We start from the raw sequence: 15,206 nt of genomic DNA, 5'->3' as shown, positions 1-15,206 counted from the left end.
CCATGCCCTACCAGCGGCGCTCGAAGCGGCGGCGCAGGACGATGGCGACGATGTTCATGGCCATGAGGAAGATGAGAAGAATGATGATGGCGCCCGACATGCGCTCGACAAAGGCGCGTTCGGCCTCGTTCGCCCACATGTAGATCTGCACCGGAAGTGCGGTTGCGGGATCGAACGGCGTCTTGGGATAGTCGGCGACGAAGGCGACCATGCCGATCAAGAGAAGCGGTGCTGTCTCGCCGAGCGCACGCGCCAGGCCGATGATGGTGCCGGTCAGGATGCCGGGAGCGGCCAGTGGCAGGATGTGCTGGAACACCATCTGCATCTTCGAGGCGCCGAGGCCAAGCGCTGCCGAACGGATCGACGGCGGCACGGCAGCCAAGGCGGCGCGCGTCGCGATGATGATGGTCGGCAGCGTCATCAGCGTCAGCACCAGGCCGCCGACGAAGGATGCCGAACGCGGCAGGCCGAGGAAATTGATGAACACGGCCAGGCCGAGCAGACCGAAGACGATCGACGGCACGGCGGCGAGGTTGTTGATGTTGACCTCGATCAGGTCAGTGAAGCGGCTCTTCTTGGCGAATTCCTCGAGATAGATCGAGGCGGCGACGCCGATCGGCAGCGCCAGCAAAAGCACGATCACCATCATGTAGAACGAGCCGATGAGGGCTACGCCGACGCCCGACGTTTCAGGACGGCTTGATGCGCCGTAGCTGAACAGGCCGGTGTTGAAATGCTCGGCCATCACGCCTTCGGCCTTGAGCTTGTTCATCCATTCGACCTGCTGGTCCGACACCTTGCGGCGGCTTTCCGGCACGTCGAGGTCGATCTGACCCTTGAAAGCCGAGTCGAGATTGGCGGCGGCGAGGATGTCGACGTTGCGGGTCGTGCCGATGACCGACGGGTCGGCGGCGACGATCGCCCGGAGCTGGACGCGCGAGCTGTCGGACAGGAAGCCCTTGAGCTTGCGCACATCGGCCTTGTTGTTCGGGTCGATGCCGAGCTTCTCGATCAGCGCCTGCTCGGCGAGCTTGGGATAGTTCGCCGTGATCAGCACATTCGGATCGGTCGCCCGCTTGTTGGACGGGTCGATGATCTTTTCGTCGAAGTTGATCGGCAGCGTCACCGTCGTCTGCCAGAAGGCCGTGTAGCCCTTGGAAACGATCGAGGTCAGCATCACCGCCAGGAAGGCCAGGCCGATGGCGATCGCCAGCACGCCATAGAGGCGGAAGCGGCGTTCGGCGGCATAGCGCTTCTTGAGGCCGATGTCGCGGCGCGGACGGGCAGCTGACGCGGTCAGCGTGTCGAGCGAAATATCGGTCATTCGTACTGCTCCCGGTACTTCCGGACGATGTAAAGGGCGACGATGTTCATCACCAGCGTCAGCGCGAACAGCGTGATGCCGAGCGCGAAGGCGACGAGCGTCTGCGGCGTGTTGAATTCAAGATCGCCGGTCAGCTGATTGACGATCTTGACGGTGATGGTGGTCATCGCCTCGAAAGGGTTGAGCGTCAGGTTGGCGGCAACGCCCGCTGCCAGCACCACGATCATCGTTTCGCCGATGGCGCGCGAGGCGGTCAGAAGGATGGCGCCGACGATGCCCGGGAGAGCGGCTGGGAGGATGACGCGCTTGATCGTTTCCGAGCGCGTGGCGCCAAGGCCGAGCGAGCCGTCGCGCATGGCGCGCGGCACGGCGGTGATGATGTCGTCGGAGAGCGAAGAGACCACCGGGATCAGCATCACGCCCATGACCAGCCCGGCGGTCAGGATCGACTGCGCCTGGATGAACGGGGTGCCGCCGGTGAGCGCCGCGCTGATGTCGCGCAGGAAAGGCCCAAGCGTGACGAGCGCGAAGATACCGTAGACGATCGTCGGGATGCCGGCGAGCAGCTCGAGCGCCGGCTTGACCACCGCGCGTACCTTGGGTGCGGCGTATTCCGACATGTAGACCGCCGACATCAGGCCGATCGGCACTGCGACCAGCAGCGCGACGAAGGCAATGTAGAGCGTGCCGGCAAGCAGCGGGATCAGGCCGAACTGGCCTTCGCTGGCGGCCGCACCAGCAGCGGCGAAGCGCGGATCCCACACCGTGCCGAAGAAGAAGTTGGTCAGCGGCACCTTCTCGAAAAAGGCGATCGTCTGGAACAGCATCGACAAAACGATGCCGATGGTCGTGAGAATGGCGAGCGTCGAGGCGCCGAGCAGGCTCCACAGCATCACCTTCTCGACATTGTTGCGTGCCCTGGCGCGCGGGCTGATGCCCTTCAGCCCGAAGCCGACGCCGATCAGGGCGAGGCCGATCGAGACGACGGCCGAGATCATGCCGAGGCGGTCGGAGACGCTGTTGGTCTCAGTCGCGATCGGAATCATGTAGTCCTGTGTGTCGGGAGCCAGCGCCACGCCCTTGGCGGCAAGCATCGGCTGCAGCTCGGTAAAGGTCGAGGGCAGTGCTGCAAGCGTCTGGCTGTCGAGCTTGCGCAATCCGCTGGCGAGGCTCTTGACCAGGCCTGCGGCCAGATCTTCATGCGCGACGGTGCCGTCTGCGACATCGGCCGGCAGGGACGAATGGATGTGGCTGTTGAGATAGGCGCTGGCGCCGATGTCCCAGGCGGCGAGGAACAGCACCGCCGGCACGACGCCGGTCAGGAATGCCCACCAGCCATGGTAGTGCGCCCGCGAGTGCGGCTTGACGGTTCCGTCGTCCTGCGCGCGCGCCCTTTGCCGGCCAACCACGAAGGCGGCCAAGCCTATTGCGAGCACGATGGCGAAGACAAGCAGGAATGACATGGGCCGGCCTCGGTGAATTCGGTTCTTTGTGCCGAACGGGACAGTCGGCGAAATATTCCACGGGGCGCCGGATTTTTCCGACGCCCCGTGGCAGTTCGTTGATTACATGGTCTTGCCGGCGCCGAAGGCTTCGCGCTGGGCAGCGCGCTCTGCGTCGGGAGCAGCAACCAGGCCGTAGTCGGCGAGCGGGCTTTCCGGGCCGACCATCTGGTCGTCGAGGAAGAACTCGACATATTCCTTCAGGCCGGGAACAACGCCGAGATGCGCCTTCTTGACGTAGAAGAACAGCGGACGCGACACCGGATACTCGCCCTTGGCGATGGTCTCGACCGAAGGCGTGATGCCGCCGACGGTGGCGACCTTCAGCTTGTCGGCGTTGTTTTCGTAGAAGGCCAGGCCAAACACGCCGACGCCGGTCTTGTTCGAGTCGATGCGGGCCAGCGTCTCTGAGTAGTCGCCGTCGATGTCGACAGCCTTGCCGTCCTTGCGCACGGCCTTGCAGGCGGCTTCCGCGGCCTTGTCGTCGAGGCCCGAAGCCTTGCCGGCGTCAACGCCGCCGAGCGTCTTGCAGCCGGCGATCAGCAGCTTTTCTTCGAACACTTCGCGGGTGCCGTGCTTTTCGCCCGGGATGTAGGCAGCAATGTCCCAGTCGGGCAGGTTCGGGTTGACCTGGTTCCACTTGGTGTTCGGGTTGTCGACCAGCTTGCCGTCGACAGCGATCTTGGCCGCGAGCGCCTTGTAGACGTCTTCCGGGGTCAGCGCCCAGTCCGGGCCCTTGACGTCGGTCGCGAAGACGATGCCGTCATAGCCGATCTTCACTTCCTGGATGTCCTTGACGCCTGCGTCGACGCAGGACTTGATCTCGTCCTTCTTCATCGGACGCGAGGAGTTGGCGATGTCGATGGTGTTCTCGCCGACGCCCTTGCAGAATTCCTTGATGCCAGCGCCCGAACCGCCCGATTCGACGACGGGGGTCTTGAAGTTGGTGAAGGTCTCGCCGAACTGTTCGGCAACGATCTTTGCATAGGGCAGAACGGTCGAGGAACCGGCAACCTGGATCTGGTCGCGGGCCGAGGCATAGCCTACCGAGGCTGCGATCGCGAAGGCAGCAGCCGACGCAGTGAGAAGAGCTTTTTTCATTGGGGCCTGCTCCTGTTGGAGTATCTCTTATGACGCCTTTCCTCGGCGCCCGGTGAGCCAATAGCCCCCCTCTATTACAGTTGCATGACAGTTTCGTGTCACCCCTGTAACGGTTGCTGTGCATGGCGCCGAGCGGGTCGTTTCCTCGGTCCTTTGCCGGCGCGAGGCAAACAACAGGCAGGCAACGAAAGCAAGCCGCCTACGCAACGGCAGGCCGGTCTTTGCCCACTGGAAGCTGTCACATTTCCACAGTCTTCGAGCGTCGGCCCGGCGTGGTTTCCGGATTCGGGTCAGACGGCGCCGCGGCGCTCCTCGTCCTGCCACGACCAGCGCTCGATCTTTTCCAGCAGCGCCCGCGGACTGATCGGCTTGGGCAGGTAGTCGTCCATGCCGGCTTCGAGGCAGCGTTCCTTGTCGCCTTTGAGTGCGTGCGCAGTGACACCGATGATCGGCACGCGCATGCCGGTGCCGCGTTCGAGCCTGCGGATTTCGCTCGTCGCCTCGAGCCCGTTCATCTCGGGCATCGACACGTCCATCAGGATCATCCTGGGACGACGCTCGCCATAGGCTGAAACCGCGCGCCTGCCATTGCCGACAATCTCGAAGCTGAGCTCGGTTTCGGCCAGGATCTGGCTGAACACCATCTGGTTCACCTCGTTGTCCTCGGCAACGAGAATGTCGAGCCCACCATCGCCGCCCGGCCGTTGGCCGCCGCGGAGGCGCGTTGCTTGCGGCGCAGGGCTGCTGGGAAGCTTAGCCGGCACCTGCGCTTCAACCATCTGCGCCGGTGTGAGGTTGGGCGCCCGCTTGCGCTGGATCGCCGCGACCAGCGCCTCCAGCAGAGCAGACGAGCGCGCCGGCTTGATCAGCTGGGCATCAATTGCGAGATCGCGGTGCCCAGGACCAGAAAGCGACTGGTCGACCGAGGTCAGCATGACGACGGGCGTGTCCGACAGGGTCGGCGACTGCCGCACGATCCGGGCCATCTCGGCACCGGTCATGCCCGGCATCTGGTAGTCGAGCACGATGCAGTCGACATTGATGCCCATCGCCTGCGCGGCCTGCAGCACCTGCAGTCCCTCGGCGCCGCTCTTGGCGGCACAGGAATCAAAGCCCCACGACAGCATCTGTTCTGTCAGGATTGTGCGGTTGACCGCATTGTCGTCAACGATCAGCACGCGCGCACCGGTGACGTCGATCAGTGCTGCCGGCCGCGTCTCCAGCCGGCCGGCGTTGGGCAGGGTCAAGGAGAACCAGAAGGTCGAACCCGCCCCCTCACCGCTCTCCACGCCAATCTCGCCACCCATCATGTCGACGAGGCGCGAGGTGATGGCAAGGCCGAGGCCGGTGCCTTCGTGCCGCCGCGTCGACGACGCGTCGACCTGGCTGAACTTCTCGAAAACCAGCTTGAGCTTGGCCTCGGGGATGCCGATGCCGGTGTCGGTCACCGCGACATGCAGCTTGGTCTGCTCGCCGTCGCTGCGGCCTGTCACGTCGACGAGCACATGGCCGGAATCGGTGAACTTCACCGCGTTGCCGAGCAGATTGGTGATGATCTGCCTGATGCGGCCGACGTCGCCGACATAGAGATGCCGGAGATCGGGCTGCATCCTGACGATCAACTCGAGATCCTTCTCCTTGGCCCGCGTCGACATCAGCGTGGCGACGTCCTCGATCGCCTCCGACAGGTTGAACGGGATCGGGTCGAGCACCAGCTGGCCGGCGTCGATCTTCGAGAAATCGAGGATGTCATTGATGATCGTCAGCAGGGCATTGCCCGATTTGACGATGATGTCGGTGAAGGTCTTCTGCTTGGGGTCGAGATCGGATTTCGCCAGAAGCTCGGCCATGCCGAGCACGCCATTCATCGGCGTGCGGATTTCGTGGCTCATATTGGCAAGGAATTCGGATTTGGCGCGGTCGGCCAGCACGGCCCGGCGCTGCGCTTCCTCGAGTTCGACTTCACGCTGCTTGAGCTCGGTGATGTTGGTTGTCGAGCCGATCAAATAGAGCGAACCGTCGGAGGCCACCATCGCGCTCTTGCGCGCGAACTGGTGGCGCATCGTCCCGTCGGCGCATGTCGCCGTCTCTTCGATCTCAACCGTCGTGCCGCGGCGCATGACCTCGCGGTCGGCCTCCATGAAGGGCTCGCCTTCGGAGCCGAAAATCTCGAGATCGGTCTTGCCGATGGCCTCTTCCTTGGAATAGCCGGTCAGCTCGCACCAACCCTGGTTGACATACATCAGCCTGAGGTCGTGGTGCTTGGCGTAGATCGACACCGGAACATTGTCGATCAGGCTGCGGAACACCTCGTTCTCGCGCATCGAGTCCTGCAGCGCACGCTCACGCTGCTTGAGTTCGGTGATGTCGACACGCACGCCGATGAAGGTGCCGTCGGCCAGCCGCTGGTCGAAGATCTGGTACCAGCGGCCATCGGGATTGCGCCGCTCCCGCACCGCCTGGCTGGAATGATAGCGTTCCATCATGCCCTCGACCCACGCCTCAGGATCGGCGTCATAGAGGGCATCAAGGTCGTCGTCGCTGGTGTCGCGGAAGTAGCCCGAGCGCTGCGCTGCCACCATGCTGTCGCGCAGCGTGCGACCTTCGGTGAGTACGTCATGGAGTGCCGGCAAGGCGCTCTTGAGCTTGCGGTTGGCAAGCACGAAACGGTCGTCGCGGTCATAGATGACGACGCCGGCCGGCAGCGATTCCAGCACTTCGGCCAGCCGATGGCGGGCTTCGATCGCTTCGACCTCACGGCGCTTCATCTCGCTGACGTCGTAATAGGAGACCAGCCGCTTGCCGCCGGACAGGGCAGTGACCGAATAGATCATGGTACAGCCGTCGGCGCGGCGGAATTCACGCGGCGCGACATCACCGGCCGCAATCTCGGACTCGCGCAGGGCGACGTAGCTTTCCCAGTCGGCGTCGGCGACGGCATAGACACCGCTGTAGCGATTGATGTCCATCAACGCCCTGAACGGGCAGCCGACGGCGACCTGGCCGACTGTCAGCCTCCAGATGTCGTGGAAAGCCCGGTTGATGAACTGCACGTTGAGGCCGGCATCGACCAGCACCACGCCCATGTTCATCGATTCGATGGTGCGTTCGAGATCGGCATAAGGCAGGTCGAGATCGTCCAGGGCCCGCGCGCCGCCAGCCTCGTTCGTCAGCCCCCGCTCATTGGCCGGCTCGCCGGTCGGATCGTTGACGTCCGAGCCCAGAATTTTCCGCATCCGTCAGCCCTGCATGCATGGAGCGATGCTGCTCCCCCGCAGACCGCCACGACAAACCTTGCCGCAGAAGCATTAACGACTGACTAACCTTAACATCGCATCGCCGCACATCAGCAATTCCAAATGTAACTGGAACGAGAAACCACGAAAACTACACCTGACCTGCGCTTACTTTCCGCAACGTCAGCATCGGGCAACCGGGAAATCGCCACGAGCGGTGCCAGGTCGGCCTGAAACCTCCGCGCTAATCGTCATTGGCCGCGTTGAGCTCTTCCGGCCGCATGCCGCCATTGGGATCGACGAGGCCGAGCGACCGCGCCAGGATCAGCCGGCGCGACTTGAGCAAGGGCGAAAGTGCCGCCTGCACATCCGGCATGCGCGGGTTCCGCTCATGCGCGGCAACAGCCGCTTCATCGGCATAAAGTTCGTTGACCATCACCTTGTTCGCGATCGGCGTGCCGTCGCGCTCCACCGGCTTGATGACCTCGAAGCGCAGGCAGCCCGGCTCTTCCTGCAGCGTGGCACGGGCGTGTTCCGAGATCAGGTCGAGGAACTGCTCCTCCGCCCCGTCCACTGTCTCGAATTCGACGATGATGGTCATTTCAGCCAAGAGCTTATGCCTTTCCTGCGATCCCGCCGGCGAGCCAGCGGGCAGCGGCGATAGCGTCAGGCTAAGTCATGCAGGCAGCGTTGGGAAGGCCATGTCAGGGGCCTGAGGCGCACCGGCGGGCGAAGGGTTGTGCAGCCCGCCGGGCGTTGCCAAAGACGCGCACTCGATACATTGCGCACATGAATGGTGGGGAGTTGATGGTGAACAAATGATGAAGGCAAATGATCACTGTCGATGTCCTGATGTAAAGCAAGCGCGTCTGAAGGGAACCATTTCCCGCCCCGAAGAGTTGCGTTCTGGCACACCGGGCGTGGTCTTTTCCTTTCAGCCACGTCCAGAAAGGGCCTGCCGTCCCCCTCCTGGCGGGCCCTTTCACCTTCATTTGAGCACCTTTTCCTGCAACTCCGTTGCAACCCAGAGTGACTCGACATCACACAGGTTGTAGAGCAGAATTTCTGCCCTGAAATGACCCACGCCTGCATGCAACCTTTGCCTCAAGGAGGCATATTGATGCGATCGCCTGCGGCAGATGCTTCCACATACGTGACGATGCTGAACTCTATCCTCGTTCTATACCCAAGGGCATGAGCGCGGATTTGGTTCTTGATCGCGATCAGCTTTGCTGACCGCGGCAGCAAGCAGGCAAAAACTCAGCAGCAAAGCATAAGACAAAAGAACAAGCACCATATGGGAGAAGACTATGGAGCACGTACTTTTCACCCAGCCTAACTCCCCGATTTATCCCAGGGATCTCGCGCTTCTTCAGCATGTGTTCGACCAGATCTGCCACGAACGCGGCGAAGACCCGAGTTCCGTCTGGGCAAGCGAGATAGCGAGGACGCTCCTCAAGCTTTATCGTAGCGGCGTGCGTGACAAGGATCTGCTGCTGGCAAGCATACCCCGTTTCAGGGCAAGAGCCGCCGCCTGACGAAAAGGCGGTCTGCAACCCCGAATTGCTAGCCCGAAAGCATCAGGCTTTCGGGACCGGGTGAATTGGACGCCAGCCTGTTGGCGCGCTTCACCAGGTTCTGGCATCGACCTGATGCCCGAACGCAGGAGGCTTTCGGGGCTTTCATCCCGATTCAATTTTCCCAAGATTTTTTCCGATCGGCCCTGCCCTGTTGCGGTCCGAAGGCAGAAATCATCCCGCCATTGATCCCGCTACGGCAAGCGGCGACAATGATGTCGACTGATTCTTTCCCGAAAACTGGGAAACAGGTTCGCGGGCAAGGTCACGCTCCAATGAGCGCTCGTTCCTATCCGGGATGGGCTCTGAGGCCCGGGCACATGTCGCGACGCATCGCAATGCTGCTTGCTGCCATCGCCGCCGTCGCCGTGGCAACGGCGGCCCATGCTGCCGAGAGCCGTGCTCGCCAATTGCTTGTCGATCCGCATCTGCACGGCGTCGGCATGCTCTATGCGCGCTGGCCGTCCATCGCCGCCGACTACACCACCGCAATGATGCGCTATCGCCTGGCGGCCGAATATGAAGACCTGCCGCCCAGGACCTATCCCTTTGTCATGTTCTCCCGGCCGCCTCTCGGCGGACCCTGGACCTGGACTGCAACCAACGGCTCCCATGCGCGGCGCCTCAAGGACGGCGCCTTGCGCATCAGCCTGACCGACCAGCTCGGCAACTGGTTCGTCGAGATCCTGTGCGCCGACAGCGGCTGGCCGGTGTTTACCTGCAGCGACGGCGTCCAGCGCATCGCCGCCGCACCCGAGCCACACCTGCTTGTCATCGACGGCGTCGAATTCGTGCGCAGCCTGCCAGCCGAGTGAGGTCCAGCCGGACCTGCCGTTCCATGACGAAAAAAGGCCCGGCGCGAAGCCGGGCTCTTTTCTAGTCGGGCAGTGCCGGTCAGAACTTGTAGCTGATGCCGGCGCGCACGGTGTGCTCGTTGAGACCGATTTTGATGTCGCCCGGAAACGTCTCCGAACCGAAATCGGCATAACGGTATTCGAGGCGGCCGATCCAGTTGTCGGTGAACGCGTGCTCGATGCCGGCACCCACTGTCCAGCCGAGGAACGTCTTGCTTTCGTCATAGGCCTGCATCTTCACGTAGGTATTGGCGAAGCCAACGCCGCCCGTCGCGAAAAGCAGCGTACGGTCCATCGCATAGCCGGCGCGCAGGCGCGCGCTGCCTTGCCAGTTGGTCCCGGCTTCGACGGGAATGTCCATCGGCGGGAAATCGGGAACGCTGACACGGACGACCAAGTCCCGCTTGGTCCAGGCATGCGAGAGGTCAACCTCGATACCGCCGACGAAACCGCCGCCAAGCTGCCAATTGTAGCCTGCATGGACACCCAGCAGCCCGTTGTCGAAGCCATCGATATCGAAGGGCCGTTCGGCCGTAGCGACATCGACCGTACCATTGAGCCAGGCGTAGCCGCCATGCAGGCCGACATAGCCACCGGTCCAGACAAAACCAGCGGGCGCCTCCGCCGGCGCCGGCTCGTGGGCAACCACATCGGCGGCAAACGCGCTGCCCGCAACGGCAAGCATCAAGGTCGAAGCAAGAAGAACTGTTTTCATGAAAACCCCTGGAATGAAGGGGCACAGCACGACAACCTTTCGTTGCCCTGAACCTGACTGCCGCACGCCCTTCAGCGCCTGATAAGGGCTGCCTGCGCGTCCGGAAACGACCAAATCTGGTTCTATCTTGCCGCCTGTTGATGTCGCGGCATTTCTACATCGTCGCGCTTGGATCAGCCGGTTGCAGAGTGGTTGTGCCCGACAATGTTCTGGACCGCCCAGCAATAGGCCTCGTCAAGGGCGGCGAATTTCTGCGCCTGCCACAGGAAATAGTCGTCCAGGAACGTCGCCGACAGCCACAACACCCTTTGGTCCGATGCCTCCGACCAGCCCATCAGCCCGCTTGTTTCCGCTTTCTTGAACATTCTGCGCAGGTTCGTGACGGAGATGAAGTATCGCGCGGCGAGTTCCGCCAGGCTGGAGGGACCGACGATCACCTTGCCGTCTTGCGGGATGAAATCTTCGATGCGCGATATGAGCTCGTGCAGGATCATCCCGCCCAGTTCCGACTGCAGGAACGAATTGATGCTTTCGGCCGGATAACGCCACACCGGGTTCTCGATCAGCCGCCGGGCTGCGCGTGGCTGGGCGGCGCGGAAGATCCTGTCGTCGGCGGTGCAGCGGGCGTGCCGCCCGCCATTGTCCAGTTCATCGAGGCAGCTCATATGCCCCATGAACCAGCCGGTCATCGCCTTCCGACTCGCCTCGGTCGTGTCGAGCAGGCGTAGCCGCTTGTCGTGCGGGGTGGGGATCTCGGTCAGAAACTTGTAGGTCAGCAATTCCTGCAGAAAGGCTCGTGCCGTGTTGTGGCTGACAGCGCCGATGCTGGTGGCGATGTCGACCAGGCGCGACTGCGAAAGGCCGGAATGAGGGTCGTCCTCGGTGCGCTCGAGCGTAAGCGCATAGAGCGACTGGGTCATCAGCCATTTGCGGTGCGAAGCCTTGAGCCGCGCCAGCCTTGGCGTCTGCTCGTGGATGGCGATCAGATGGAGAGCCAGGCGCCGGTCGATGCGTGGAAAGAGCGGATGCGCAGTCAGCTCCGCTGCGCTCATCGGCTCTGTCGGGCGGCGGGGCGGATTCTGGGCGGGCATGTGCATGAAAGTCGCGATGGCAATTGCATTTTTGGCAATGAGCCCCCTTCAAAGGCGGCTCCAGTTCCGGTCAGTAACTCGGCCAGTTGATATCAAGCAATCCTGAATTGAACCTTGCTGATCCCTACAGGAGAACCGATAGCACAGGATGATTTCGCGGCGGCATGGCACCTCGAGCGTTGTCGGCCGATGCCCTCTCTTGTTAAGAAAAAATGCTATCGATCGACTGCGCACTGAGGCCGCCGATGCAACTCTCCGCCATCGGGCGCGTTTTGGTGGATGGATTTTACACCGAACGTCTGGGTCAAAGATGGAGAGTTTTCGCTGCGCGAGGTCGTCTCGGTGCCGGATGCCGTCGAGTTTCTTGACGGCTGGCCGCAAGACAAGCGCAACCCGTTCTTCTATCTCGCAGAAAACGCCCTCCAGGCCGCGATCAACGGCTCGATCCCTGTCGATGAGGCAAGGGAAGCTTTCGAAAGCTTTTGCAACGAGGCCGGAATACTGGCCGCGTCGCCGGATGCGGCTTGAACTCCATTCTTGACGGGAAAGGCTGCCGTCGCCATTTTCCTGGTCTGCCTGTCGCGCCGAAAGCCGGCAGGTTCGCTTGCTCGAAAGACGGTCCATGACCCGGGAGGAAGTGATGACAGCCAAAACCTTTTCCACCCCGATCTTCGTCAGGGACGCCGATCAGGCCATCCTGCAGATTGCCAGTGTCGCCGATGCGCTCGGCTTCCTCGCAAGGTGGCCCGAACAAAGGCGCGGACCGATCTACAACACGGCGATGCGCGCCTGCCATGCGGCACGCGAGGACCGGCTGTCGGTCGATGGTGCCCGCAATGCCTTTGCCGGCTTTGCCCGCTCCGTCGGCATCCGCGAAACCGAAGCGGTGTCGATCGAGCCATGGATCGTAACGCCGAAACGCGGCCGCATGCCCCTCTAATCCGGGGAACGTTTGCCTGTGGCTTTCCTTTGAAGCGGAAAGGAGCTCTGCCATGGAAAACTGTCGCAGCGAGACAATCCGATTCGGCAGCTGCTATTGCCGTGCCGTCACATTCCGGGTGACCGGAGAGCCTCTGCGTGTCGGGATCTGCCACTGCGCCGATTGCCGCAAGACCAGCGGTTCGGCATTTTCCGCCTATGCCGTCTGGCCGGTTTCGACCCTCGAACAGACGGGCCAGGTCAATACCTATGGCAAGCGAAGCTTCTGCGTCACCTGCGGCAGCCGCGTCACCTTCGTCAGCGACGACGAGGCCGAAGTCATGCTCGGCAGTCTCGACGTGGTGCCCTCCGATCTGACGCCTCAATATGAACTCTGGACTGGCCGACGGGAAAACTGGCTGCATCCTCTGCCCGAGGCGCAGCAGTTCGACCACGACCGTCAGCCGCCGGCCGCTGTTTCCGAAACCGCCCCCGCCGAACGTAGCGCTTTGAGAAAGCAAGCGTAGGCGCGGAAATCAGCGGGTTTGGGACCCGCCCTGATTTCCGAGGGCTTTCAGTGCGTGGTCGCCGTGGCGGTCTTGGCGCTCGGCTTCACGACCGGCTTGCGGCGACGCTTCGGCGCTGCCGGCACGGGATCGAAATCCGACGGCACGCTGGCGATGAACTCTCGACCGATCCTGTATGCTGCATAACCGACGACAAACAGTGCTAGTGTTCGAAGCATGACGGCATTCTCCTTTGTCACCGCAACGCCGACGGGCAGGCAAGGTTCCACTTGGCGTTTTCGCAACGACGTGGCAGCGGCGGTCACACGCTGCGGCCACGCGACATGCCGGCAATGCATGTCGCCACCAAAAGAAAGGGCCTGACATCTCGCGGTACGTCAGGCCTTAGGTGGGCATTCCGGCACGGGGCTGTAGTCCGGAAAGCCAGGAGGTCGTCGAAGACCAGGACAGGTCGGTCGTCGCTGGCGCGGCGGCTGTCACCGCACAGGATTTCGCGCGGATCAGTGGCGTCGCGCTGGTCCGCGCGACGGCCAACCGTCTGGAGCCAATAGTTGGCTGCGGAAAACACGGCTGCCTTTGGCAGCGTGGGCAGGTCGGGTGCCTTCGGCCCGCCCGAACAGAAATTGGACGCCGGGTTCTGTTGCATGAAGTCATAGACCACCAAGCCGAGCGGCCGCTTGGGCCGTTCCGCTGCAGGCTGCTGCCATGGCACCTCCTCCCGCAGCGCGCTCGGCGCGGCGGTCGGCGCCGCACCAAACTGCCTGCCCGGGTTCTGGGCTTCGCTGACATCCATCCAGTTTCTCGCGGTGAGCAGGTCATGGGCAAGATGATGGAACGACGTGTCGATCGCCTTCCTGGCTTTCTGCGCCTTGATCCGCGTCTGCGCTTCCAGGTCCTCGACCGTGCCGACGACAGCCTAGGCGTTGGGTGTGACCGGTGTCACGAGTTCGGCAAGTTCCTGCCAGAGATCGGTCGCGAGATACCCGCCGAAGGTCGGAAGGTTCTTGCGCTCGTCGGCCGAGTTATTACCTGGGCGCGCCCGACGACCGCATGATCCCGCCGGCAGCGCAGCGCATGGCGCCCGAGCGCGCGGGCGCGACCGTCACCGAAACGGCGGGCAGCCACGCCGTCTCGAAGCCCGAGGCCGTTGCCGCCATCATCGAGTAGGCCGCGACCGCTAAGTGACCAAGGGCAATTGAATGACCGCGACAAACAATGCCCGGAGCGTCGTCGGCGTTTCGGGAATGAGCATGCGAAACGCTCCTGCGCACTGGCCGGACAACTAGAATGGGCCAGCCAGGCGCGATCGCAGGATCTAGAGCGTCAGACCAATGGCCCTGCTTGACCGTCGTTTGACGGCAGCGGCTCGAGTTACAGTATGTGCTTGAAATCGTTGGTACGCCCAAGGGGAATCGAACCCCTGTTCCCGCCGTGAGAGGGCGGTGTCCTGACCGCTAGACGATGGGCGCAGCCGAGATCGGCCATATAGGCTGGCGTTCTCGAAAAAGCAACAGCCCGGCACGCGTTATTTGCACTTGTCCAGGCTGCCGCAGGGGCATCAACGCTTCGGTTCGATCAGATCCCACAGATTGCCGCAGAGATCGGCGAACACGGCGACGGTGCCATAGGCCTCGTGGCGCGGCGCTTCGCGGAATTCGACGCCATTGGCCAGCATCGCCGCATGGTCGCGGGCAAAATCGTCGGTCTCCAGAAACAGGAACACACGCCCGCCGGTCTGGTTGCCGATTGCCGCCACTTGGCTCTCGCCATCCGCTTTGGCGAGCAGCAGCCTTGCGCCCTGCCCGCTGCCCGGCTCGACAGTTATCCAGCGCTTGCCGCCGCCGAGGTCGACATCCTCGACAAGGGAAAGCCCGAGCTTGCCGACATACCAGGCGATCGCCTGGTCGTAATCGGCGACGACCACCGAGACGGTGGCGATGCGGCGCCGGGCGGCGAAGCCGCTCACTTGGTGCGGACCTGGAACTGGCCGATCAGGCGCCGTTCTGACATGTCGTAGAGGAAGATGGTCCTGCTGCCGTCGACGAGTTCGGCGTCTATCGAGATGCGGTTGCCCGACAGCGCCTGCGACATGATCTTGGCGCCCACCGGCAGGATGATCTCGCCGCTGATCTGGCCGCCCGCCGGCACCTGGATGTCGCCGCTCGCCACCGGAGCGGCCGCCTCCGGCGTCCGCGATTTGTAGACAACGCCGCCGAGGACGGCCATAAGGGCGATGAACAACAGCCCTATATTGATGATGAAGAAGCGGACCAGTTTCCTGCGGACACGCTCAACCGATGGGTCGAGCGGCTTGTCTTCTTCTTCGATAGCGGGCCGAGACATGGCAAAGCTTCCGGAACA

At 62.8% G+C, this 15,206-nt stretch carries 17 protein-coding genes and 1 tRNA gene; 6 read left to right on the top strand and 12 right to left on the bottom strand.

Annotation, left to right across the window (positions count from 1 at the left end):
• Positions 1 to 7: 7 nt before the first annotated feature.
• The 5 genes from pstA to IG197_RS18560 form a co-directional block, all read right to left on the bottom strand.
• Positions 8 to 1,324, bottom strand: coding sequence for a phosphate ABC transporter permease PstA (pstA, locus tag IG197_RS18580; protein WP_182573774.1), 1,317 nt, complete (start codon positions 1,322 to 1,324; stop codon positions 8 to 10).
• The gene (pstC, locus tag IG197_RS18575) at positions 1,321 to 2,787 is read right to left on the bottom strand and encodes a phosphate ABC transporter permease subunit PstC (RefSeq protein WP_192314082.1); all 1,467 of its coding nucleotides are present in this window, start codon (positions 2,785 to 2,787) and stop codon (positions 1,321 to 1,323) included. Before pstC ends, pstA begins: the two co-directional genes overlap by 4 nt.
• Before the next feature lie 102 nt (positions 2,788 to 2,889).
• Positions 2,890 to 3,927: a PstS family phosphate ABC transporter substrate-binding protein gene (locus tag IG197_RS18570; protein WP_192314068.1), complete on the bottom strand. Its 1,038-nt coding sequence runs from the start codon at positions 3,925 to 3,927 to the stop codon at positions 2,890 to 2,892.
• 290 nt (positions 3,928 to 4,217) lie between these two features.
• Complete coding sequence (locus IG197_RS18565) at positions 4,218 to 7,163, bottom strand: response regulator (protein WP_192314065.1); 2,946 nt, start codon at positions 7,161 to 7,163, stop codon at positions 4,218 to 4,220.
• A gap of 244 nt (positions 7,164 to 7,407) precedes the next feature.
• Positions 7,408 to 7,764 carry a putative quinol monooxygenase gene (locus IG197_RS18560; RefSeq protein WP_067957278.1) on the bottom strand — a complete coding sequence of 119 codons (357 nt, stop codon included), beginning with the start codon at positions 7,762 to 7,764 and terminating at the stop codon, positions 7,408 to 7,410.
• Positions 7,765 to 8,473: 709 nt separating this feature from the next.
• Between IG197_RS18560 and IG197_RS18555 the strand changes: the two genes are divergently transcribed.
• Together IG197_RS18555 and IG197_RS18550 are read left to right on the top strand one after the other, a co-directional pair.
• The gene (locus tag IG197_RS18555) at positions 8,474 to 8,701 is read left to right on the top strand and encodes a hypothetical protein (protein ID WP_067957276.1); all 228 of its coding nucleotides are present in this window, start codon (positions 8,474 to 8,476) and stop codon (positions 8,699 to 8,701) included.
• 359 nt (positions 8,702 to 9,060) lie between these two features.
• The gene (locus tag IG197_RS18550; RefSeq protein ID WP_192314062.1) at positions 9,061 to 9,555 is read left to right on the top strand and encodes a hypothetical protein; all 495 of its coding nucleotides are present in this window, start codon (positions 9,061 to 9,063) and stop codon (positions 9,553 to 9,555) included.
• 79 nt (positions 9,556 to 9,634) lie between these two features.
• On the opposite strand, the gene IG197_RS18545 is transcribed toward IG197_RS18550, so the two are convergent.
• Together IG197_RS18545 and IG197_RS18540 are read right to left on the bottom strand one after the other, a co-directional pair.
• The gene (locus IG197_RS18545) at positions 9,635 to 10,309 is read right to left on the bottom strand and encodes an outer membrane protein (RefSeq protein ID WP_067957269.1); all 675 of its coding nucleotides are present in this window, start codon (positions 10,307 to 10,309) and stop codon (positions 9,635 to 9,637) included.
• A gap of 173 nt (positions 10,310 to 10,482) precedes the next feature.
• Positions 10,483 to 11,361: a hypothetical protein gene (locus IG197_RS18540; RefSeq protein ID WP_157097006.1), complete on the bottom strand. Its 879-nt coding sequence runs from the start codon at positions 11,359 to 11,361 to the stop codon at positions 10,483 to 10,485.
• A 318-nt stretch (positions 11,362 to 11,679) separates the two neighbouring features.
• Between IG197_RS18540 and IG197_RS18535 the strand changes: the two genes are divergently transcribed.
• From IG197_RS18535 to IG197_RS18525, 3 genes are all read left to right on the top strand, one after another.
• Positions 11,680 to 11,928, top strand: coding sequence for a DUF982 domain-containing protein (locus IG197_RS18535; protein ID WP_192314059.1), 249 nt, complete (start codon positions 11,680 to 11,682; stop codon positions 11,926 to 11,928).
• 112 nt (positions 11,929 to 12,040) lie between these two features.
• Complete coding sequence (locus IG197_RS18530; RefSeq protein ID WP_154385688.1) at positions 12,041 to 12,340, top strand: DUF982 domain-containing protein; 300 nt, start codon at positions 12,041 to 12,043, stop codon at positions 12,338 to 12,340.
• A 52-nt stretch (positions 12,341 to 12,392) separates the two neighbouring features.
• Positions 12,393 to 12,845 carry a GFA family protein gene (locus IG197_RS18525; protein ID WP_192314056.1) on the top strand — a complete coding sequence of 151 codons (453 nt, stop codon included), beginning with the start codon at positions 12,393 to 12,395 and terminating at the stop codon, positions 12,843 to 12,845.
• Positions 12,846 to 12,892: 47 nt separating this feature from the next.
• On the opposite strand, the gene IG197_RS18520 is transcribed toward IG197_RS18525, so the two are convergent.
• Positions 12,893 to 13,063 carry a hypothetical protein gene (locus IG197_RS18520; RefSeq protein ID WP_192314053.1) on the bottom strand — a complete coding sequence of 57 codons (171 nt, stop codon included), beginning with the start codon at positions 13,061 to 13,063 and terminating at the stop codon, positions 12,893 to 12,895.
• Positions 13,064 to 13,146: 83 nt separating this feature from the next.
• On the bottom strand, positions 13,147 to 13,638 hold the full coding sequence (locus IG197_RS18515) for a hypothetical protein (RefSeq protein WP_192314050.1): 492 nt from the start codon (positions 13,636 to 13,638) through the stop codon (positions 13,147 to 13,149).
• A gap of 24 nt (positions 13,639 to 13,662) precedes the next feature.
• Between IG197_RS18515 and IG197_RS18510 the strand changes: the two genes are divergently transcribed.
• Complete coding sequence (locus tag IG197_RS18510; RefSeq protein ID WP_067957254.1) at positions 13,663 to 13,899, top strand: hypothetical protein; 237 nt, start codon at positions 13,663 to 13,665, stop codon at positions 13,897 to 13,899.
• A gap of 340 nt (positions 13,900 to 14,239) precedes the next feature.
• Here IG197_RS18510 and IG197_RS18500 read toward each other — a convergent pair.
• From IG197_RS18500 to IG197_RS18490, 3 genes are all read right to left on the bottom strand, one after another.
• Positions 14,240 to 14,314 (bottom strand) — tRNA-Glu (locus IG197_RS18500).
• Positions 14,315 to 14,403: 89 nt separating this feature from the next.
• Complete coding sequence (locus IG197_RS18495) at positions 14,404 to 14,811, bottom strand: VOC family protein (RefSeq protein ID WP_192314047.1); 408 nt, start codon at positions 14,809 to 14,811, stop codon at positions 14,404 to 14,406.
• Positions 14,808 to 15,188 carry a fimbrial protein gene (locus IG197_RS18490; RefSeq protein ID WP_067957196.1) on the bottom strand — a complete coding sequence of 127 codons (381 nt, stop codon included), beginning with the start codon at positions 15,186 to 15,188 and terminating at the stop codon, positions 14,808 to 14,810. Before IG197_RS18490 ends, IG197_RS18495 begins: the two co-directional genes overlap by 4 nt.
• Positions 15,189 to 15,206 lie beyond the last annotated feature (18 nt).

The sequence above is a fragment of the Aminobacter sp. SR38 genome, assembly GCF_014843375.1.
GTDB classification, from domain to species: Bacteria; Pseudomonadota; Alphaproteobacteria; order Rhizobiales; family Rhizobiaceae; genus Aminobacter; species Aminobacter ciceronei.
The sequence above is the reverse complement of the archived record's forward strand: the minus strand, read 5'-3'. Positions and strand labels throughout refer to the sequence as shown.

What these genes read in the sequence shown, in the direction of transcription:
- pstA (WP_182573774.1), bottom strand. Translation starts at nt 1,324, where the DNA reads ATGACCGATATTTCGCTCGACACGCTGACCGCGTCAGCTGCCCGTCCG.
- pstC (WP_192314082.1), bottom strand. Translation starts at nt 2,787, where the DNA reads ATGTCATTCCTGCTTGTCTTCGCCATCGTGCTCGCAATAGGCTTGGCC.
- IG197_RS18570 (WP_192314068.1), bottom strand. Translation starts at nt 3,927, where the DNA reads ATGAAAAAAGCTCTTCTCACTGCGTCGGCTGCTGCCTTCGCGATCGCA.
- IG197_RS18565 (WP_192314065.1), bottom strand. Translation starts at nt 7,163, where the DNA reads ATGCGGAAAATTCTGGGCTCGGACGTCAACGATCCGACCGGCGAGCCG.
- IG197_RS18560 (WP_067957278.1), bottom strand. Translation starts at nt 7,764, where the DNA reads ATGACCATCATCGTCGAATTCGAGACAGTGGACGGGGCGGAGGAGCAG.
- IG197_RS18555 (WP_067957276.1), top strand. Translation starts at nt 8,474, where the DNA reads ATGGAGCACGTACTTTTCACCCAGCCTAACTCCCCGATTTATCCCAGG.
- IG197_RS18550 (WP_192314062.1), top strand. Translation starts at nt 9,061, where the DNA reads ATGTCGCGACGCATCGCAATGCTGCTTGCTGCCATCGCCGCCGTCGCC.
- IG197_RS18545 (WP_067957269.1), bottom strand. Translation starts at nt 10,309, where the DNA reads ATGAAAACAGTTCTTCTTGCTTCGACCTTGATGCTTGCCGTTGCGGGC.
- IG197_RS18540 (WP_157097006.1), bottom strand. Translation starts at nt 11,361, where the DNA reads ATGAGCGCAGCGGAGCTGACTGCGCATCCGCTCTTTCCACGCATCGAC.
- IG197_RS18535 (WP_192314059.1), top strand. Translation starts at nt 11,680, where the DNA reads ATGGATTTTACACCGAACGTCTGGGTCAAAGATGGAGAGTTTTCGCTG.
- IG197_RS18530 (WP_154385688.1), top strand. Translation starts at nt 12,041, where the DNA reads ATGACAGCCAAAACCTTTTCCACCCCGATCTTCGTCAGGGACGCCGAT.
- IG197_RS18525 (WP_192314056.1), top strand. Translation starts at nt 12,393, where the DNA reads ATGGAAAACTGTCGCAGCGAGACAATCCGATTCGGCAGCTGCTATTGC.
- IG197_RS18520 (WP_192314053.1), bottom strand. Translation starts at nt 13,063, where the DNA reads ATGCTTCGAACACTAGCACTGTTTGTCGTCGGTTATGCAGCATACAGG.
- IG197_RS18515 (WP_192314050.1), bottom strand. Translation starts at nt 13,638, where the DNA reads ATGGATGTCAGCGAAGCCCAGAACCCGGGCAGGCAGTTTGGTGCGGCG.
- IG197_RS18510 (WP_067957254.1), top strand. Translation starts at nt 13,663, where the DNA reads ATGGGCAAGATGATGGAACGACGTGTCGATCGCCTTCCTGGCTTTCTG.
- IG197_RS18490 (WP_067957196.1), bottom strand. Translation starts at nt 15,188, where the DNA reads ATGTCTCGGCCCGCTATCGAAGAAGAAGACAAGCCGCTCGACCCATCG.